The 20224-nt window shown below is 57.2% G+C and carries 18 protein-coding genes and 1 tRNA gene; 11 read left to right on the forward strand and 8 right to left on the reverse strand.

From position 1 onward, the window contains the following. The first annotated feature begins 353 nt into the window (after positions 1 to 353). Positions 354 to 3974 (forward strand): vitamin B12-dependent ribonucleotide reductase, encoded by a 3621-nt coding sequence (locus I9188_RS02325; protein WP_209503829.1) that lies wholly within the window; start codon positions 354 to 356, stop codon positions 3972 to 3974. A gap of 542 nt (positions 3975 to 4516) precedes the next feature. Next, a complete protein-coding gene (locus I9188_RS02330; protein ID WP_209503830.1) occupies positions 4517 to 4762 on the forward strand; it encodes a hypothetical protein in 246 nt (81 codons plus the stop codon). 51 nt (positions 4763 to 4813) lie between these two features. Here the strand turns inward: I9188_RS02330 and I9188_RS02335 are convergent, their stop codons facing one another. After that, positions 4814 to 6358: a trimethylamine methyltransferase family protein gene (locus tag I9188_RS02335; protein WP_209503831.1), complete on the reverse strand. Its 1545-nt coding sequence runs from the start codon at positions 6356 to 6358 to the stop codon at positions 4814 to 4816. A 414-nt stretch (positions 6359 to 6772) separates the two neighbouring features. Between I9188_RS02335 and I9188_RS02340 the strand changes: the two genes are divergently transcribed. Further along, positions 6773 to 7291, forward strand: coding sequence for an outer membrane beta-barrel protein (locus tag I9188_RS02340; RefSeq protein ID WP_348540315.1), 519 nt, complete (start codon positions 6773 to 6775; stop codon positions 7289 to 7291). A 6-nt stretch (positions 7292 to 7297) separates the two neighbouring features. Here I9188_RS02340 and I9188_RS02345 read toward each other — a convergent pair whose 3' ends face one another. Together I9188_RS02345 and I9188_RS02350 are read right to left on the reverse strand one after the other, a co-directional pair. Beyond that, a complete protein-coding gene (locus tag I9188_RS02345) occupies positions 7298 to 8482 on the reverse strand; it encodes a pyridoxal phosphate-dependent aminotransferase (RefSeq protein ID WP_209503832.1) in 1185 nt (394 codons plus the stop codon). Between the two features lie 56 nt (positions 8483 to 8538). After that, a complete protein-coding gene (locus I9188_RS02350) occupies positions 8539 to 8883 on the reverse strand; it encodes an MmcQ/YjbR family DNA-binding protein (RefSeq protein WP_209503833.1) in 345 nt (114 codons plus the stop codon). A gap of 219 nt (positions 8884 to 9102) precedes the next feature. On the opposite strand from I9188_RS02350, the gene cysS reads away from it, so the two are divergent. The 3 genes from cysS to I9188_RS02365 are packed head-to-tail and all read left to right on the forward strand — an operon-like array spanning position 9103 to position 12913. Then, a complete protein-coding gene (cysS, locus tag I9188_RS02355) occupies positions 9103 to 10500 on the forward strand; it encodes a cysteine--tRNA ligase (protein ID WP_209503834.1) in 1398 nt (465 codons plus the stop codon). Then, on the forward strand, positions 10500 to 12134 hold the full coding sequence (gene cimA, locus I9188_RS02360) for a citramalate synthase (protein ID WP_209503835.1): 1635 nt from the start codon (positions 10500 to 10502) through the stop codon (positions 12132 to 12134). The genes cysS and cimA overlap by 1 nt, the downstream gene beginning before the upstream one ends. Positions 12135 to 12136: 2 nt before the next feature. After that, the gene (locus tag I9188_RS02365; protein ID WP_209504885.1) at positions 12137 to 12913 is read left to right on the forward strand and encodes a squalene/phytoene synthase family protein; all 777 of its coding nucleotides are present in this window, start codon (positions 12137 to 12139) and stop codon (positions 12911 to 12913) included. Here I9188_RS02365 and I9188_RS02370 read toward each other — a convergent pair whose 3' ends face one another. Beyond that, positions 12914 to 14140 carry an MFS transporter gene (locus I9188_RS02370; RefSeq protein ID WP_209504886.1) on the reverse strand — a complete coding sequence of 409 codons (1227 nt, stop codon included), beginning with the start codon at positions 14138 to 14140 and terminating at the stop codon, positions 12914 to 12916. Positions 14141 to 14237: 97 nt separating this feature from the next. On the opposite strand from I9188_RS02370, the gene I9188_RS02375 reads away from it, so the two are divergent. Both I9188_RS02375 and I9188_RS02380 read left to right on the forward strand, forming a co-directional pair. Further along, complete coding sequence (locus I9188_RS02375) at positions 14238 to 14870, forward strand: DNA-3-methyladenine glycosylase 2 family protein (protein WP_209503836.1); 633 nt, start codon at positions 14238 to 14240, stop codon at positions 14868 to 14870. After that, positions 14867 to 15532: an alpha/beta fold hydrolase gene (locus I9188_RS02380; protein WP_209503837.1), complete on the forward strand. Its 666-nt coding sequence runs from the start codon at positions 14867 to 14869 to the stop codon at positions 15530 to 15532. Before I9188_RS02375 ends, I9188_RS02380 begins: the two co-directional genes overlap by 4 nt. Positions 15533 to 15575: 43 nt before the next feature. Here I9188_RS02380 and I9188_RS02385 read toward each other — a convergent pair whose 3' ends face one another. Beyond that, on the reverse strand, positions 15576 to 16001 hold the full coding sequence (locus I9188_RS02385; protein WP_209503838.1) for a VOC family protein: 426 nt from the start codon (positions 15999 to 16001) through the stop codon (positions 15576 to 15578). Between the two features lie 32 nt (positions 16002 to 16033). After that, entirely contained in the window at positions 16034 to 16639 is a 606-nt protein-coding gene (locus I9188_RS02390) for an rRNA large subunit pseudouridine synthase E (protein ID WP_209503839.1), read from the reverse strand. Positions 16640 to 16851: 212 nt separating this feature from the next. Here I9188_RS02390 and I9188_RS02395 point away from each other — a divergent pair, with 212 nt between their 5' ends. Continuing rightward, positions 16852 to 17439 (forward strand): HNH endonuclease, encoded by a 588-nt coding sequence (locus tag I9188_RS02395; protein ID WP_209503840.1) that lies wholly within the window; start codon positions 16852 to 16854, stop codon positions 17437 to 17439. Here the strand turns inward: I9188_RS02395 and I9188_RS02400 are convergent. Both I9188_RS02400 and I9188_RS02405 read right to left on the reverse strand, forming a co-directional pair. Further along, positions 17436 to 17906 carry a disulfide bond formation protein B gene (locus I9188_RS02400; protein WP_209503841.1) on the reverse strand — a complete coding sequence of 157 codons (471 nt, stop codon included), beginning with the start codon at positions 17904 to 17906 and terminating at the stop codon, positions 17436 to 17438. The genes I9188_RS02395 and I9188_RS02400 overlap by 4 nt on opposite strands. Then, entirely contained in the window at positions 17903 to 18481 is a 579-nt protein-coding gene (locus I9188_RS02405) for a YqaA family protein (RefSeq protein WP_209503842.1), read from the reverse strand. Before I9188_RS02405 ends, I9188_RS02400 begins: the two co-directional genes overlap by 4 nt. Positions 18482 to 18626: 145 nt before the next feature. Between I9188_RS02405 and I9188_RS02410 the strand changes: the two genes are divergently transcribed. After that, positions 18627 to 18712 (forward strand) — tRNA-Leu (locus tag I9188_RS02410). Positions 18713 to 19177: 465 nt separating this feature from the next. Further along, a complete protein-coding gene (locus tag I9188_RS02415; protein ID WP_209503843.1) occupies positions 19178 to 20146 on the forward strand; it encodes a TAXI family TRAP transporter solute-binding subunit in 969 nt (322 codons plus the stop codon). Positions 20147 to 20224: the final 78 nt, after the last annotated feature.

A 20224-nucleotide genomic window follows, 5' to 3' on the forward strand; every position in this document is an offset into this window, starting at 1 on the left:
AAGCCTGTGGAGGAATCATGCCCTGAGTCTCGCCCCCTTCCTGTCACGGTCAGGTCAACAAAAAAGATTTCAATTTTGGCTGAAAAAGGGCGTTGACCTTCTATGGTAAGATACGTCAGATTGTATGAGCCGAAGAAATTGCCACAATATCTGGTGTTCAAGCTGGGACGGTAACGGGCGAGGGTCGGATACGCACAGTCTAATGTCGTGCAGCCGTAGTGACGGCTTTTTCGCTGCACAAAGCAGCGACCTGTACCTTTGTGCGCTTCTGTCGGCGTTGCGGTGGTGCTCCGCAACTCAATATGAAGTGCCGTGAACCGAAAACTGGGCGGAATTTAACTAGGGCTGCGGACATGAAGATTGAAAGAAAATTCACCAAACCAGGTCAGGATGCCTATTCAGAACTGGATTTTGTGTCCGCTACGTCTGAAATCCGCAATCCTGATGGAACCATTGTATTCCGTCTGGAAGGGATCGAAGTTCCATCACCCTGGTCGCAGGTGGCAAGTGACGTAATCGCCCAGAAGTACTTTCGCAAAGCTGGTGTTCCGTCCAAACTGAAGAAAGTTAAGGAAAAAGACGTACCCGAATTCCTTTGGCGGTCGGTTCCCGCTGAAAATGCTGAATTCGAGGGCGAGACTTCCTCCAAGCAGGTCTTTGACCGACTGGCCGGTGCGTGGGCATACTGGGGATGGAAAGGTGGTTACTTTTCTACCGAGGAGGATGCGCGCGCCTATTTTGACGAGATGCGGTACATGCTGGCGACCCAGCGCGCCGCGCCAAATAGCCCGCAATGGTTCAACACTGGCCTGCACTGGGCCTATGGGATCGACGGTCCGGCGCAAGGGCACCACTATGTCGACTTCAAAACCGGCAAACTGACCAAATCCAAGTCCGCCTACGAGCATCCGCAGCCGCACGCGTGTTTCATTCAGTCTGTCGATGATGATCTGGTGAACGAAGGCGGCATCATGGATCTGTGGGTGCGCGAGGCGCGCCTGTTCAAATACGGCTCGGGCACCGGGACCAACTTCAGCCATCTGCGGGCCGAAGGCGAGGCACTGTCGGGTGGTGGCAAATCCTCGGGCCTGATGGGCTTTCTAAAGATCGGCGACCGCGCCGCCGGCGCGATCAAATCAGGCGGGACAACCCGTCGGGCAGCAAAGATGGTTATTGTCGATGCGGATCACCCCGACATCGAACAATTCATCGAATGGAAGGTGATCGAAGAGCAGAAAGTGGCCTCGATCGTTGCCGGATCGAAGATGCACGAGAAGATGCTGAACGGCATCTTCGAGGCCATCCGGTCTTGGGATGGTGTCGCTGATGACGCTTATGATCCGAACAGGAACGACGCGCTGAAAAAGGCGGTTCGTGAAGCGAAAAAGGTCGCAATCCCGGAAACTTACATCAAGCGTGTCTTGGATTATGCCAAGCAGGGCCACGACAGCATCGAGTTCCCGACCTATAATACTGACTGGGATTCGGAAGCCTATAGCTCGGTTTCGGGCCAGAACTCGAACAACTCCATCCGCGTCACCAATGCGTTTCTGACCGCTGTCGAGAAAGACGCCGATTGGGAACTGATCAACCGAACTGACGGCAAGGTCGCCAAGACGGTCAAGGCGAGGGACCTGTGGGAGAAAGTCGGCCACGCCGCTTGGGCCTGTGCCGATCCGGGCATCCAGTTCCATGACACGGTCAACGAGTGGCACACATGTCCAGAAGACGGCGAGATCCGCGGCTCAAACCCGTGCTCGGAATACATGTTCCTCGATGACACGGCCTGTAACCTTGCCTCGATGAACTTGCTGACCTTCCTTAAGGATGGCGAGTTCCAGGCGGCGGATTATATGCATGCCTCTCGCCTGTGGACCCTGACGCTGGAAATCTCGGTGACCATGGCGCAATTCCCGTCAAAGGAAATCGCGCAACTGTCCTATGACTTCCGCACGCTGGGTCTGGGTTATGCCAATATCGGCGGTCTGCTGATGAACATGGGCTACAGCTATGACTCGGATGAGGGCCGGGCGATCTGCGGCGCACTGACCGCGATCATGACCGGTGTGGCCTACGCGACCTCGGCTGAGATTGCGGGGGAGCTGGGTCCGTTCAAAGGCTATGAGCGCAACGCCGAGCATATGCTGCGCGTCATCCGCAACCACCGCCGCGCGGCGCAAGGCGTGACCGACGGGTATGAGAAACTGGCCGTCAAGCCCGTGCCTCTGGACCATGGTAACTGCCCCGACAAGCGTCTGGTCGATCTGGCCATGTCCGCTTGGGATGAGGCGCTGAGCCTTGGCGAGAAAAACGGCTACCGCAACGCACAGGCCACGGTGATTGCGCCCACCGGCACCATTGGTCTGGTGATGGATTGCGACACCACCGGGATTGAGCCAGACTTTGCTCTGGTGAAGTTCAAGAAGCTGGCCGGTGGCGGTTACTTCAAGATCATCAACCGCTCGGTCCCGTCGGCGCTGGAAAAGCTGGGCTATTCCTCGTCACAGATCGAAGAGATCGTTTCATATGCCGTTGGTCACGGCACCATCGGCAACGCGCCGGGGATTAACCACACCTCGCTGACCGGCCACGGCTTTGGCCCGAATGAGCTGGCCAAGGTGGATGCCGCACTGGAAAGCGCATTCGACATCCGGTTCGTCTTCAACCAGTGGACACTGGGCGAAGATTTCTGCACCGGTGTTCTGGGCATTCCAGCGACCAAGCTGAATGACCCAACGTTTGATCTGCTGCGCCATCTGGGCTTTACCAAGGCGGATATCGACGCAGCGAACGATCACGTCTGCGGAACCATGACGCTGGAAGGCGCGCCGCATCTGAAGGAAGAACACTACTCGATCTTCGACTGCGCCAACCCGTGCGGAAAAAAAGGCAAGCGTTTCCTTGGGGTTGACAGCCACATCACCATGATGGCTGCGGCACAGAGCTTCATCTCGGGCGCGATCAGCAAAACGATCAACATGCCGAATGACGCGACCATCGAGGATTGCCAGAAAGCCTATGAACTCAGCTGGTCGCTGGGTGTGAAGGCCAACGCGCTCTACCGAGACGGCTCGAAGCTATCGCAACCTCTGGCGGCAGCACTGGTCGAGGACGACGACGAGGCGGCCGAAGTGCTGGAAAGCGGCTCGGCGCAGGAAAAAGCCGTCGTTCTGGCCGAAAAAGTGATCGAAAAGGTTGTGGTCAAGGAAATGATCCGCAGCCATCGCGAGAAACTGCCGCATCGCCGCAAGGGGTATACTCAGAAGGCCATCGTTGGCGGCCACAAAGTGTACCTGCGCACAGGTGAGTTTGAAGACGGTCAATTGGGCGAGATTTTCATCGACATGCACAAGGAAGGCGCTGGCTTCCGGGCGATGATGAACAACTTTGCCATCGCCGTGTCGGTCGGGCTGCAATATGGCGTGCCGCTGGAGGAGTTTGTCGACGCCTTCACCTTTACCAAGTTCGAACCGGCAGGGATGGTGCAGGGCAACGACTCGATCAAGAACGCGACCTCGATCCTGGATTACATCTTTCGCGAATTGGCCGTGTCCTATCTGGACCGTACCGATCTGGCTCATGTGAAACCCGAGGGCGCGACCTTTGATGATCTGGGCCGCGGTGAAGATGAAGGCGTTTCTAACGTTTCGGAAATCAGTGAAACTGCGGCGTCCAAGTCGTTGGAAGTGTTGAAACAAATCAGCTCGACAGGGTATCTGCGCAAGCGTCTGCCACAGGATCTGATGGTGTTAAACGGCAGTTATGGCGACGTGGCCGGAATGTCGGAAACGGCAACTGTGTTCGAAGCGCCTGCCACCGAAACGGCAGTGGCAACCGGGATGGACGCCCGCACCAAAGCCAAGATGCAGGGCTATGAGGGCGACCCCTGTGGCGAATGCGGAAACTACACGCTGGTGCGTAACGGCACTTGCATGAAGTGCAATACCTGCGGCGCGACAAGCGGGTGTAGCTGACTTTAGCGCCCCGGCACCCCGGGGCGTAGGGGTCGGACGCTGCCCTAAGTAACCGACCCCGACGAATACGGAGAACAGGTCTGAGACTTACCAAGTGACCTTTCTCCACTCGGCCGACATGCCCGTGTTGGCCGGGAACAGGGTGGGGCGGAATATTTGCTCCCTCCCACTCTTTCACGGGGCGGGTGCGCTCGCCCCATGCGCAGTCCAGGCCGCAGGCAAAAAAACACCGGGCGGTCAACGAAATGAGCCTGGAAGGCGAAACTGACAGGGGGCTTCGGCCCCCTTTCTTTTTGTCCTTCCGAGTCGTCCCGGATAAGCGCCACATTGCCGGATCGAGGTGGTCCTGTCGGGCAAGAGCCGCCGATACAGGTTTTGCCGGCTTCTTCAGGCGGAGGGCCGCAAACCCGACTCGGGCAAACACGCAAAGATTGGCGTGAAATCACGATACTCTACCAAAGCGCGTGACGCGCAGGGGGGCCCATGTGCTTCTGGGCGTCGTCCGGACGTAAACACAAACACACCTTTCAGGAGGCACTGAAATGAAATCGCATTATTTGATCGGGCTTTCCATGGCCGTTCTGGGCTTGCCCGGCGTTGCTTCGGCCCAATCCTCAGCCGATACCAACGGTGATGGTCTGCTGACCATCGAGGAAATTCAGGCAGTCGTACCGGAAGTCAGCGCCGATACCTTCTCGGCCATGGATGCCAATGGTGACGGAGCGCTGGATGCAGACGAGGTCGCGATCGCGCAGGAGGCAGGATTGTTGCCGCCCAGCGACGGGTAGGCATTGTATGAACAGGCGGCCCGATCCCTTTCGGGCCGCATTTTCATCACCTTAAGCGGGAAGATGGATTTTAAATTTTTTTCGAAGTTCGGCGTCCAGAACCGGGTCGAACCTTGCTGGGGAAGGGGTGGAAAGGATTTCCTCTTTCCTTGCCACGGCTTTTTCCACCAGATCGGGCTTGCCAAGCTCAACCCACTCTTTCGGTGAGGAGCGATCTCCGTAAGTCGGATAGACGTAATCTGACTGCATCCGGCTCAGCGTTGCGTCAGTTCCCAGATAGTGGCCTGGGCCGCCCATGCATACCGCCGCCATTTGATCCAGTGCCAGCGTGTCATCCGTCACTTCGATCCCGCGTACACAGCGTTGCGCCTGTCCGATCAAATCATCGCTGAGGATCAGACTTTCCAGGCAGAACCCCAGCAACGAGGCATGCATCCCGGCTGCCTCATATACCATGTTCAGACCGGACAGACCTGCCATGACATTCGAACACATCTGTTCCCATCCGGCTTGCATATCGGGCAGTTTCGAATCCGATGCGCCAGCCGCAGCTCCGCCCGGAAGGTCGTAGAACCGGTGCATCTGGGCACATCCGGCAGTCAGAAGGGCCTGTTCCCCTGAACCGATCGACATGGCACCGGTTCGCAGGTCCAAACCAAACGGCCAGGTGCCAAAAATCGCCGGAGCACCGGGACTTACGGCATTAACATAAACCAATCCCGCCAGGCATTCCGCAGTTGCTTGCGTGATCGCACCGGCGATGGTCGACGGCGCTGTGGCTCCGGCCATACCAGCAGATAGCAGCAAGACAGGCATTCCGGCCTTGATGCATGCTTCCATCACTTCGCAGCTTTCGGTTGCGAATTTCATTGGAGGAACAACAAAGCAGTTCGAGTTCGACACGAAGGGTCGTTCGCGAAATTTGTCTTCACCGCCCGCAATCATATAGATCATCTCCATCGCTGGAGCGACGTGGCTTGGTTCGGTGAAAGATGTCCCGATGTGTTTGAATGACCCTGAACAGCAGGCGTAAATCGTGTTGAGGTCCATTTCGAGGTTGTCCGCGATGTCACGACAGACCATTGGCCGCTGCACAAAGTGTATATTATCAAGCTGTTGGCAGATGCGTGCGGCATCGTGCAGATCTTGCACGGTGGAATGGCGATATTCCCGACCGTGGACGTCGACCATGGACACGGCCGCTCCGGCCGTACCGTAGTGCACCTTGGTGCCCGACAGTTCCAGATCGGTGTTACCGTCCCGGCTGTACAAAGTGACTGAACGGTTCGCCTTAGCAACCGTGTCCTCGACAAGGGCACGGGGGAAACGGATACGTCCATCGTCGCCCAAGGTGCAGCCCGCACCGACCAGATAGTCAATGCCACTTTGCGGCGCGTCCGCCAGGCCAATGGTTTCAAGCGCGGTCAGTGCTGCTTCGTGGATGCGTTCGATCTGTGCCTGTGTCAGTACATTCAGGACGCCGCCTTCCATTCCGGGGCGGACAGGTCGCAGGTGCTCGGGCAGTGCAGTTGCACGGGCAGCTCGGCGCGCGGCACGGCCGCCACTGCGCGAAGAATTGCGGGGTTGGTCGTTCATTTCAAGAATCCGGTCGTTGAGTGATGTCTTAAGGTGTCAGCAAGCACACCTTTACGGCCGTCCTCGTGCGGCACGCCCACGATCTGCCCCAATGGTGCGGCTGATCAGGCTGATTTTCCAGTCGTCGTCTGCCATTTTGCCCCTCAACGTCTTGCGCGAGCATTCCAAAACACTGCGACACAATCTGTTCTATTTGCGACCTTTGAAAATTATTCACGCGGACAAATCTCGCCGTCACTTTGCCAGATAATCATGCGCCGATATTTTCACCCATTTCGGCGGGAATCTGTTACACTGCATTCACTTACTTCTGAGGTCTGCGCCTGTGAGTTGAATTATGAACCAGTAGGCCACAGATTGAATTGAAGTCATGCCTCTGATCGAAACCAGAGCGGTGTTGCATTGAACCCGACTGTGAAACCTTTTTCCGTCCTTGTTGTTGCGATAATGTTCGCCGGTGCTGACCCTGTTGCCGCCGAGGACTGGACTGGCGGGTATGCTGGTTTCAGTTTTGGATTTGCAGATGCTGATGGTCCGGGTGGTGCAAATGGCGATGATACGGCCTTTGGTGCGCATCTGGGCTATGATCAGGATTTTGGGAATTTTGTTCTGGGCGGTGAGTTGGAGTATAATCGGCTGTCCCTGAACCTTGGCCAGTCTCAGGGCAGTCTCGACAGCATGACCAGCTTGAAACTGCGTGGCGGATATGATTTTGGCAACGCTCTGGGATACGTGGTCGTAGGCGCGGCGCGGGCTGATACATCGGTCGACAGTGACACAGCCGCGGTTTACGGAATCGGACTGGCCTATCCGATTGGCGAGAATTTAGTTATCAGCGGTGAAGCGTTGCGACAGAATTTCGACGATGTCACCCGGTCCAGCGGCAGTCTGGACACCAATGTTTTCAACCTGCGTACGACATTTCGGTTTTGAATGCGGCTATTCAGCCGCGTGTCGCTTGGCGAGCTGTGCTGAAAACGCGCACAGGGTTTTCAAGGCACTGACAAATTTCTCATCATCCACGGTCATGGCGACCCGAATGTGCCCTGCAGCGGCTTTGCCAAAGCTTTCGCCCGGCATGACGGCAATCGCATGAGTGTCCAGCAGGGCGTTCGCAAACTCTTCACCCGTCAGGCCGGTCGCCCGCACATCCAGCATCAGATACATAGAACCCTGCACCGGGACGAGCCCCACTGTGTTCTGTGCCGCCAATATGTCCATCGCAAATGAACGGCGGCGACGGAATGGCGCGGCGATCTTGTTTTCAAGTTCCTGTCCTGCGTTGAGTGCAAAGCTGGCCGCGTCCTGAATGAACCCCGGTACGCCATAGGTTGTGTGAGTAGCCAGATCTATCAGGTGACGGATCACGTGTTCAGGACCAACGATCCACCCGCATCGGGACCCGGTCATGGCATGAGATTTGGACATTGATCCAACCACCAAGGTACGGTCGGCCATTCCGGGCAGCGCGCGGGCGGACAGGTGCTCACCCTCCCAGATCTGGGTGTCATAGACTTCATCTGATATCAACCACAGGTCACGGCGTTGGCAAACATCGGCAATGGCTTCAAGTGACTGACGGGAATACACCACTCCGGTCGGGTTGTTCGGTGTGTTGATCAACAGCGAAACCGCGCCTTCCGCGGCTGCATCGATCAAATCGGCGCGCGGTTGAAATGCATCCTCTGCAGCGGTCCGAACAGCGCGGGCAATGGCCCCGGCGCCGCGAATCGTCCCGGGATAAGTGGCATAATACGGGTCCAGAAACAGCCCGGTGTCGCCGGGATCGCACACCGCCATATACGCCGCGAACAGGGCGGACTGCCCACCGGGCGTGATCATTACATTGTTGCGCGTCGTTGGAATACCTGTGCGGGACTGAACCCGGGCAGCAACCGTATCGCGCAGCAAATCTGTTCCGGGCACCGTGGCATAACCGGTGTGACCGTTGCGGGCCGACAAGTCCATAGCGTGCAGGATCGAAGGGTCGGTACGAACGTCATGCTCGCCGATTGTCAATTCTGTCACAACATGCCCTTCATTCAGCATCCGTCGGGCGCGGTTGAACACCTCCCACCCGTCGCTGCCGCCGGTGATCTGCGTGATGCGCTTGGACAATTTCATGACAAGGGTCCCGGTTACTCTGCGCTGAATGGGACAGAGCGGCAGGCGTTTGTCAATCAGCTTTGCGGCGCTATCGAGGCCTGAGTTTTTTTGGTCAATGATGCGCGGACAAGGTCATAGGACACAGTCAAACGATGGCGCATTTCGTCAGCGCCGGTTTCAAACGGAAGACGCACCCAGCTGCGGTGGAAATAGGGGGCTTTTACGCCGATCCCGGCGTCTATCAGCATCTGCGCCGTCTCGATATCGGGCGTTTTGACGGAAACACCGTCATTTGCGATTCCGATACAGGCGAACATCTTGCCACCAATTTTCCAGGCGTCATGGCCACCGCCCCAGGGATCGGAAAGTTCAGCACCGGGAAGCGTTTTGCAGATGGAATTGACGAAATCTCGGTCCATGTTCGGCACTGTGCCCAACGGGGGTGGCAAACTCAACACTTGGCTTGTGAATGATCCCATGCTAACCGATGTCCCATGAACCCGGTGACCTGCATCATTATCTGCTGCATTACCTGCTGATTTATCAAGCGGGCCGGTTTCTTTCGTTTTCATCCCTGAGACAAGTTGCTAAGCCCGCGCCAACGCGCAAGCCTTTGCTGTTTCTTAGGAGCCCGACCGATGACGACGATCAAGCTGCACAACACACGGACGCGGACGAAGGAAGACTTCGTACCGATCGATCCTGAAAACGTGCGGATGTATGTCTGTGGCCCAACGGTCTATGACCGCGCCCATTTGGGTAATGCCCGTCCGGTGGTTGTGTTCGATGTGCTCTATCGCCTTTTGCGCTACGTCTATGGCGCAAAGCATGTGACTTATGTGCGCAACTTCACCGATGTGGACGACAAGATCAATGCGACGGCGCTGGCGCGCAAGCAGGCTGGTGCAGAAGGCACGCTGGAACAATTGGTGCAGGAGCGGTCGGACGAGACCATCGACTGGTACTTGCACGACATGGGGGCGTTGGGAGCGTTGGAACCCAACCAGATGCCACGCGCGACCCAGTATATCGCCCAGATGATCGCGATGATCAAAGACCTGATCGCCAAGGGCCACGCCTATGCCGCCGAAGGCCATGTTCTGTTCGCGGTCGACAGCTGGAAAGAAAGCTATGGCAAGCTGTCTGGCCGGTCGGTCGATGACATGATCGCAGGTGCGCGGGTCGAGGTGGCACCATACAAGAAAAACCCGATGGATTTCGTGTTGTGGAAGCCTTCGACCGATGAACTGCCGGGCTGGGACAGCCCATGGGGCCGGGGACGTCCGGGCTGGCACATCGAATGCTCAGCCATGAGCTATGAACTGCTGGGTGAGAGCTTTGATATCCATGGTGGTGGCAACGACCTGATGTTCCCGCATCATGAGAACGAGATCGCCCAAAGCAAATGCGCGCACCCGCATGGCGAATTCGCGCGGGTCTGGCTGCATAACGAGATGTTGCAGGTTGAAGGAAAAAAAATGTCCAAATCGCTGGGCAATTTCTTTACCGTGCACGATCTGTTGGAGCAGAGCGTGCCGGGTGAAGTGATCCGCTTCGTCTTTCTTCAGACGCATTATCGCAAGCCGATGGACTGGACCGAGAAAAAGGCCCATGAGGCCGAGGCGACGCTGCGCAAATGGCGGGCGCTGACAGCGGGCATCGAGCCTGCCGCCAGCGCGGCACCTGAAGTCATCGCAGCACTAAGTGACGATCTGAATACGGCAGGTGCCATGAGCGAGCTTTACCGTCTGGCTTCAGATGGTGACGCCGCAGGCCTGTTGGCAAGTGCGCAACTGCTGGGTTTGCTTTTGCCTGAGATGGGCGACTGGGCCGACACCGCATCTGTCGACCTGACCGCCCATGCGGACCGTTTGGCGAAAGCACGAGCCACCGCGATGCAAAGCAAGGACTTCTCGGAAGTTGATCGCTTGAAGGCAGCATATGTAGCGGCGGGGCTTGAGGTTCGAATGAGCAAGGAAGGTGTCGAACTGGTGCCGGGCGCCGGTTTTGATGCTGCCAAGCTGGAGGAGGTCTGATGACCAAGGAACGCCTCTACCTTTACGACACAACCCTGCGCGATGGGCAGCAAACACAGGGTGTGCAGTTTTCGACCGCTGAAAAAGTGCAGATCGCGCAGGCGCTGGACGCATTGGGCGTGGATTACATCGAAGGCGGTTGGCCCGGCGCCAACCCGACCGATAGCGCGTTTTTCGAGGTGGCCCCAAAGACCTCGGCCCGGTTGACGGCGTTCGGCATGACCAAACGCGCTGGACGATCAGCCGAGAATGACGATGTGCTGGCTGCGGTGATGAATGCGGGAACGCAGGCTGTTTGTCTGGTCGGCAAGTCGCATGATTATCACGTCACCCACGCGCTTGGCATTTCACTGGAAGAAAACACGGAAAACGTGCGTGCCTCGGTCGCGCATATCGTCGCGCAGGGGCGTGAAGCGCTTTTTGATGCGGAACATTTCTTTGATGGCTACAAGGACGATCCGGAATATGCCGTGGATGTTTGTCGCGCAGCGCTTGAGGCGGGCGCGCGGTGGGTTGTCCTGTGCGACACAAATGGTGGCGCTTTGCCGTCCGAGGTCGGGCGGATTGTATCCGAGGTGATCGCAGCCGGGCTGCCCGGTGATCGGCTGGGCATTCACACCCATAACGATACCGAAAATGCCGTTGCCTGTTCTCTGGCTGCTGTTGAGGCCGGTGCACGGCAAATTCAGGGCACATTGAATGGTTTGGGCGAACGTTGCGGCAATGCGAACCTGACCGCTTTGATCCCGACGCTGTTGTTGAAGGAACCCTATGCGTCGCAGTTTGATATTGGTGTCAGCCGTGAGGCTCTGGCTGGTTTGACCCGGATCAGCCGGATGCTGGATGATGTCCTGAATCGGGTGCCCAGCAAGCAGGCGGCTTACGTCGGGGCGTCGGCTTTTGCACATAAGGCCGGACTGCACGCCAGCGCGATCCTCAAGGACCCATCGACATATGAGCATGTGGACCCCGCAAGCGTCGGGAACGCCCGCATCATTCCGATGTCGAACCAAGCTGGTCAGTCAAACCTGCGCAAGCGTTTGACCGAGGCTGGTTTGCGTGTTGAGGCAGGTGACCCCGCACTTGGCCGCATCCTTGACCAGATAAAGGCCCGCGAGGCGGATGGATATTCCTATGACACCGCTCAGGCCAGTTTTGAACTGCTGGCGCGGGAAGAACTGGGTCAGTTACCTGAGTTCTTCGAGGTCAAGCGTTACAAAGTCACCGTTGAAAGGCGTAAGAACAAATACAACAAGATGGTCAGCCTATCCGAGGCCGTTGTTGTCGTAAAAGTGGATGGTGAAAAGAAGCTGTCTGTGAGTGAATCCATGGACGAGTCAGGCAGCGACAGAGGGCCAGTGAACGCCCTTGCGAAGGCGCTGGCTAAGGATCTGGGCCAGTATTCGCAGGTGCTGTCAGATATGCGTCTGGTCGACTTCAAGGTGCGTATTACGCAAGGCGGCACCGAAGCGGTCACACGTGTCATCATCGACAGCGAAGACGGTAAGGGGCGGCGCTGGTCGACCGTGGGCGTCAGCGCGAACATAGTCGATGCGTCTTTCGAGGCGCTTCTGGATGCGATTCAGTGGAAACTGGTGCGCGACTGTGATCCGAAAAAGGCAGCAGCCGAGTGAGCGTGGTCTTTGACCAAGACGTCAAAGCCTGCGCGGCACTTGTGCAGCGGGCTGATCCAGATCGTTTCCGCGCAGCGATGGCTGCACCGGTTGCAGATCGTGCAGTTCTGTTCCCGATTTACGCGCTCAACGTCGAAGTTGCCCGCGCGCCCTGGGTGACGCAAGAGCCGATGATCGCCGAGATGCGGCTGCAATGGTGGCGAGACGCGCTACAGGAAATTGCAGAAGGGGCAACCGTACGGCGGCACGAGGTGGTGACACCCTTGTCACGGGTTCTTTCGCCCCATCTGGCTGGTGTTTTGGATGAATATGTGGCTGTAAGGCGTTGGGATATATACCGTGATCCGTTCGAGGATCAGGATCACTTTGACGCCTACATCGATCACAGTACGGGCTCATTGGTTGTTGCATCAGCTCAGGCGCTGGGGGCGGCCGATGAAACTGTGTTGCGTGACTTTGGATATGCGGTTGGGGTGTCGAACTGGTTGAGGGCTATTCCTGAATTGGAACAACGCGGGCGGATACCGCTTTTGGACGGTACCATTGAAGGGGTGCGTGCCTTGGCCGGAACCGCTTTGAATCGCCTGCAAAAAGCTAGATCGCATCGGGCTGAGATTTCGGCCGAGGCACGGCCAGCATTATATTCCGGTTGGTTGGCCGAACGGGTTTTAAAGCAAGCCATAGCCCGACCCGAACGTGTCGCCTCCGGTGATCTTGTACCGCGAGAAATACAGCAGCGGCTGTCCTTGATGTGGACTGCGGGCAGCGGGCGCTGGTGATCAGGCCCGTTCCGGGTCGGCAGGTCGCAGAACCAGCCACAACAGGGCCCCGCCTGCCAATGTCAGCAACGGAATCATGGCAAGGTTGACTGCTGTCCACCCTTCAACCGGGGACCCACCCGAGCAGTTCATCAATCCACCCGAAGCCAGCGAGGCCATAGTCACTCCGCCAAACACCAGCAGGTCGTTAAGACCCTGCATCCGACCGCGTTCCTGCGGTTCATGCGATGCGGCCAGCATCGTGGTCGCGCCGATAAAGCCAAAGTTCCACCCAACACCAAGAAGAATGAGAGCAACGAAAAAGTTCCCTAAATCAACGCCCTGCAAGGCGACCAGTCCAGCGGCTGCAAGAATCGCCAGACCCAGCGCCACGATCCTTTCGATGCCAAACCGGGCGATCAGGTGACCCGTAAAGAAACTGGGCACATACATGGCCAGCACGTGGCTGGTGACGATGTCAGCCGCGTCATTGGCCGAGTAACCACAACCCACCACGGCCAACGGAGTTGAGGTCATCACAAGATTCATCAGCGCGTAAGATACCATGGCACATATGATGGCCACGGCGATGCGGGGTGTTTTCAGCAACTCCAGTCGCGACCGCCCCTTGGGCTCGGTGTCGGTGGGTTTTGCAGGCGTTGGGATGTCAAGAAAGAAGAACAGGGCGGACCCCAGAACATTGATCCCAATGACGGCCAGATAGGTGCCCAGAAACGGGATGACATAGGCTTCTGATGTGAGCTTGACGATCTGCGGGCCAATGATGGCGGCCGCCAGCCCTCCAGCCATGACATAGGAAATCGCTTTGGGGCGGTAATCGTCTGATGCGGTGTCTGCCGCTGCAAAGCGATAGAACCCGTGCGCGCTCATGTAGATGCCGGTCAGCAGGCTGCCGACAAGAAAAATGGGAAACGAGCCCAGGAACAGCCCATAAGCGCTGATCAACCCGCCCAGAGCACCGGCGGTTGCCCCGACAAGGAACCCAACCCGACGCCCCCATTTTTGCATGATGGCTGAGATTGGCGTGGCTGCCAGCATCGATCCCAGAACAATCAGCGAAATGGGCAATGTTGCCAGGCAGGGATTGGTCGCCAGCGACTGGCCTGCCAGCCCACCGACGATGAACATCACGGGCATCTGCGCGCCCAGAATGGCCTGCGCCGCCACCAAGACGGCGACGTTGCGTTTGGCCTGGCGGTCATCGGGAAGGGTCGAGATCATGGTCATGGCCGAATGGTTATCGGCTAAGTGTTTGAGGCACAACCCGGTTGCATCTGCGGCACATGCGCCTAACGTGCCAGTGACAACCGAGCAGGGAGACCAGATGCCTGTTGGCCGCATCATCGAAACGCCGGATTGTGTGGCGGAAGGGGCTGAATGGCTGGCCCAGAGCTGTCCGCGCATGGCCTATGCAATGGAACAGACTGGCCCATTGCCGTTACGTCGCCGTCCCGACGGGTTCGCGCAACTGCTGAGTGCCATTGTCAGCCAACAGGTCAGTGTGGCTTCGGCCAATGCAATATGGAAACGCCTGCAAGAGGCCAAACTGACGGGTCCGCGTAAGATCATGTGGGCAACGGATGACGATCTTCGGGCTGTAGGGTTAAGCCGTCAGAAGATCCGATATGCAAGGGCTTTGGTGGAAGCGCGTATAGATTACAAAGCGTTACGTGATGCCTCTGATGCGGAAGTTTTGACCACGCTGACGCAAGTGTCAGGCATTGGCGTCTGGACCGCGGAGATATACGCCATGTTCTCACTTGGTCGCGCTGATGTGATCGCCCCCGGTGATCTGGCGCTGCAAGAGGCCGCGCGCATCCTTTATGACCTGCCCAACCGTCCAACGGACAAAGAACTGCGCAAGATGGCCGAGGCCTGGTCGCCCTGGCGCTCGGTTGCGGCGCGGGTGCTGTGGGCCTATTACCGGGTTGCAAAGCAAAGAGAAGGGATCAGATGACACGGGTTTTGAATGCGCTCCGGAAAGAGCCTGTTTCGGGCGACACGCGCTCGGTTGTGGTGTTCGTACATGGCTATGGCGCAAACGGTGCCGATCTGCTGGGTTTGGCCGACCCGTTGGGTGAACACCTGCCCGACACGTTGTTCGTGGCCCCGGACGCGCCCGAGCAGATCCCGGGAATGCCCAATGGTTTTCAGTGGTTTCCCATTCCCTGGATTGACGGTTCGTCTGAGGAAGAGGCGCGCAGGGGCATGGAAATGGCGGTCGAGGATTTCAATGCCTTTCTGGATGCTCTGATGGTGGATGAAGACCTGTTGCCCGAACAGGTTGTCCTTTTTGGTTTCAGCCAGGGTACGATGATGAGCCTGTATGTCGCGCCCCGCCGCGAAGACCCCGTGGCAGGAATTGTCGCTTTCTCTGGACGTTTGCTAGAGGCGGACCTTCTGGCAGACGAAACCATCAGCCGGATGCCGGTATTGCTGGTGCATGGCGATGCCGACGACGTCGTCCCGCCACAATCCTTGCCCGAAGCGGCAGAGGCCCTGCAATCCGCCGGTTTCAAAGAGGTCTATGCTCATGTCATGAAAGGCACCGGGCACGGCATCGCCCCGGACGGGCTGAGTGTGGCCCTGGCCTTCATGCGCGACAAGCTGAGCCTTTAGCCGGTAAGATCAAATCAGCGGAACACCGGTGTTTCGCATCGGATCAAGACCAAAGATGCGCTTCCGCAAACTCGACTGAGTTTCCGGCCGGGTCGCGCACGTACAAGGAACGCGCGCCTCCGGGCCAGTCAAACTCTGCGTCTACGGGGACATTCCAGTCCAGAAGGTGCTTGCGCATCACTGCGATTTCATCACGGGTCAGTACAAGACACACATGCCCGGCACCGCGGGCGCCGTGGGGCGGAACGGGCATGTCCGGGTTGAGGGGCGGCTGTTCCGTCTGTTCTGGGTTAAAGATCAGCAGGACCGATCCGCCAATTCGGTAAAACACGTGGCGGTTGGCGACGCGCTGAATGCGGTCCAGGCCCAGTACTTCGCCGTAAAACTGTTCCGCTGCGTCCAGATCATCGACATAAAGCGACGCTTCCAGAATCGCCGAAGGGGCCGGTATTCCGGGAGTTAGTTTCATGACCTAAGTTTAGCAGATCAGGGCAGGGTATGTCACCGGCGTGGTCGACGGTCGCGTTTTCGTTGCGGTGTGGTGTTCAGGGATGGCATGGGCAGGCTGTCCCACTGGCCCGGTTCCAGATCGTCCAACGTCCAGTCACCAATGCGACAGCGGATCAGGCGCAGGGTCGGCAAGCCCACGGCGGCCGTCATTCGACGCACTTGACGGTTTTTGCCTTCGCGTATGGACAGTTCTATCCAACTGTCTGGTACCGTCTCGCGCTCGCGGATTGGCGGGGTACGGGGCCACAGGTTGCCTGGCTCGTCGATCTGGCGCACCTTAGCCGGACGGGTCAGGCCGTCTTTTAACTCGACGCCGTTTCGCAGAGCTTTCAGGGCAGTTTCGTCCGGAATGCCCTCGATCTGAACCCAATAGGTTTTTGCCATCTTGTGCTTGGGGTCCGAGATCTGCGCCTGCAACTTGCCGTGGTCAGTCAGAAGCATCAAACCTTCGCTGTCACGGTCCAGTCGACCGGCGGGATAAACCCCGGGCAGATCGATGAAATCGGACAGTGTACTGCGCGGAGTATCCGCATTGTCGCGGTCGGTGAACTGCGGCAGTACATCGTAAGGTTTGTTGAAGCGAATGAACCAGGACATGACGTGCGCATACCCCGAAGAGTGCACCCCGCGCAAGCTGTGGATAACTGTCATGTGCCTGTTACGGATTCGCATTACCCAGTTTGCGACATATTGTGGAAAATCAGGGCTTGTCAGAGTATTAACACGATATATAGTCAAACTAAGGCCGGGGCGGGTGTTCCCCGCTCTGATGTCAAAAAGGGCAGAGCAGAGCGAGGAGCGATTCTGATATGGACGGAGACTTCAGGACCGAATTTGTCAGGGAGCCAGGTGCATTGAAGCATCATCCGGCATTGGTTTTGAACGCCGATTATCGCCCCCTGTCTTATTACCCGTTGTCCCTGTGGCCCTGGCAAGAGGCGATCAAGGCGGCCTGGCTGGATCGGGTCGACATCGTGGCCGAATACGATGAAGTGGTTCGCAGCCCGAGTACGCAGATCCGAATACCTTCGGTCGTTGTTTTGAAAGACTATGTAAAACCCAGAAAGCGCGTGGCCTTCACGCGCTTTAATTTATTTCTGAGAGACGAGTTCCGGTGCCAGTATTGTGGCAGTCGCGGTGATCTGACCTTTGATCATGTGGTGCCACGGGCCGCTGGTGGGGTGACCAGCTGGCAGAACGTTGTGGCGGCGTGCAGCCCGTGCAATCTGCGCAAAGGGTCGAAATCGCTCCGTCAGGCAGGAATGAGCCTGCGTAAGCCACCCCGCCAGCCTGACGCCGAAGCACTGCGCAATGTTGGTCGGAAATTTCCCCCCAATCACTTGCACGAAAGCTGGATCGATTTTCTGTATTGGGATGCGGAACTGGACGAATTCTAGGCTCTGCCTGACCGCCATGCCGCGAGCCAGATCAGCACCAGAACAGCCGAGGCAATGGCATTCCATCCAGCCATCGAGATGTTGAACAGTTCCCAAGGGATATCGTCGCAGCGAACCAAAGGCGCGGACATAATCTGATCGAACAGGTCGTCATTCGACATCCCACTAATGCTACCGGATGTGCAACTGGTCGGACCTTCCCACCATCCTTGCTCAACACCGGCGTGATAGAACCCGATGCCCGAAGTGGTGGCAGCGGCCATTGCGCCACAGAGGGGCAGGAAACTTAGCCTTGGTAAGGCCAGCGCCAAAACGCCAATCGCGATTGCGACCCCATGCGGGTAGCGCTGCCAGATACACATTTTACACGGGGCAAGGCCGCCCAGATGCTGAAAGCCAAAAGCTGCCAGCAGAAGGGCCAGCGACCCAAGACTTGCCAGTGCGATAAGTTGTGAACGTCTCGTCATAGGTATTTCACCACCAGGAAGCCGCCAAACAACAGGATGATGAACAAGGTGAACATCAGCCCCAGGCGTTTTTCGATAAATTCACGGATCGGCTCGCCAAAGCCCCAAAGCAGGGCCGCAACAAGGAAGAACCTGAGCGCGCGTGCCAGTATCGACGTTGCGATGAATGTTCCAAGCGGCATTCCTGTCCAGCCTGACATGATGGTGATGACCTTGTAGGGGAAAGGCGTCACTCCGGCGGCCAGTACCGCCCAGAACCCGAAATCGTTGAAGCGGGTGTTGAATTCTTCCATCGCATGGGCCTTGCCCATGGATTCAAGAATGGGCTGCCCAAGGCTTTCATAGAAAAACGCACCAATCGCGTAGCCCAGCATCCCGCCCAGAACCGAAGCCACCAGGGCTACGGTTGCAATCAGCCAGGCGCGCGACGGGCGCGCCAGGATCATTGGAATCATCAGAACGTCGGGGGGGATTGGAAAGAACGAGCTTTCGACAAAAGCCACTACGGCCAGCGCCCAAAGCGCATGAGGGTGTTCCGCCAGACGAATTGTCCAGTCATAAAGCGATCGCAACATTTAGCACTCAAATCCCGTTCTCGACCCGGGAAAGCCAAACCACGCACCTGACGGCCCGTCAACCATCACGGCAGTAACAAATGGAATAATGGATGATTTTTGCCTCTGGACCTTCCCTTTGATGGGCGCTAATCCAGTGTCCGTGGCCCAAGTGGCGGAATGGTAGACGCAGGGGATTCAAAATCCCCCGGTAGTGATACCGTGCCGGTTCGAGTCCGGCCTTGGGTACCAAAGTAAAAACAGGGGGTTAGGGGAACCTGCTTCCTGTTTTTTCTATTCGGGATTATCGAGTGCTTGGGCACTTAACTCTCAATTCTTCGTTCTGGTCTGGTTCTTTTCCTGCCTCTGGTATCACCCTCATCCCGGATGAGGGTGCCGTATACGATCCGCTGTTGAACAAACCTGAACAAAAATGGACGCAAAGATAAAGTAGACCGATCAGGCGGGTTTTCCTGTGTGCCAGAGGGGAAAATTCAAAAATTACGCTCATATATGCGGATTGATGCGAGTCAGGCCGGCGCTGGCCTTGACATTGAAAGTATCTGGATGAACCCTCAAAGGGGTTGGGAGAAACTGGAAAATTCAACAGGTTGCACCTGCTGTGAGGCGTGCCGATCATCGTTATCGGCACAGTTTCATGGGCAGGTCATCGATTTGAATTCCAACTGCCAGACAAAAATATGTGGGAGTATTGAAATGAAAAACAGCAGCAAATTGAGCCTCGGCGCGTTTGTAACCGCAGCCATGTTGGCTCCGGCGGCCTATGCCGAAGAGTTCATTACAATTGGTACCGGCGGCGTGACCGGTGTTTACTATCCGACAGGTGGCGCGATCTGCCGTCTGGTGAACAAGGGCCGGAAAGAGCACGGCGTGCGCTGCTCGGTCGAATCGACCGGTGGCTCGGTCTACAACATCAACACCATTCGCGAAGGCGAGCTGGAATTCGGCGTTGCCCAGTCCGACTGGCAGTATCACGCGTATAACGGCTCCTCTAAATTTGAAGAGGCAGGTCCCTTCGAAAAGCTGCGTGCCGTGTTCTCGGTCCACCCCGAGCCATTTACGGTTGTGGCCCGCGCCGATGCGGGCATCACAAACTTTGAAGACCTGAAAGGCAAGCGCGTGAACATCGGGAACCCCGGTTCCGGTCAGCGGGGCACCATGGAAGTTCTTCTGAGCGAAATGGGCTGGACCACCGATGATTTCGAACTGGCGACAGAGCTGAAAGCGGCTGAACAATCGGCTGCCCTTTGCGACAACCAGATCGATGCTATGGTTTATACCGTTGGTCACCCGTCGGGTTCGATTCAGGAAGCCACCACAGCCTGTGACTCGGTTCTGGTGAATGTCAGCGGTGAAGCCGTGGACAAGCTGGTCAATGACAATTCGTTCTACCGCACTGCAACCATCCCCGGTGGCATGTATCGTGGTTCTGACGGCGACACCCAGACATTCGGCGTAGGCGCGACTTTCGTAACTTCGGCAGATGTGTCGGAAGACGCGGTATATGCGGTGGTCAGCTCGGTCTTTGAAAACTTCGAAGACTTCAAAAAGCTGCATCCGGCGTTTGCCAACCTCAAGCCCGAAGAGATGATCGCAGATGGCCTGTCGGCGCCGCTGCATCCGGGTGCCGAGAAGTATTACAAAGAAAAAGGCTGGATTCAGTAAACCAGTCCTGACGCAGGGTGCTTTTGGGGCGCCCTGCACAACGCCTGTACCAAGCAGGTGAATCAGAAGGTCAAAATG

The organism is Ruegeria sp. HKCCSA071, assembly GCF_017872555.1.
GTDB lineage: Bacteria > Pseudomonadota > Alphaproteobacteria > Rhodobacterales > Rhodobacteraceae > Ruegeria.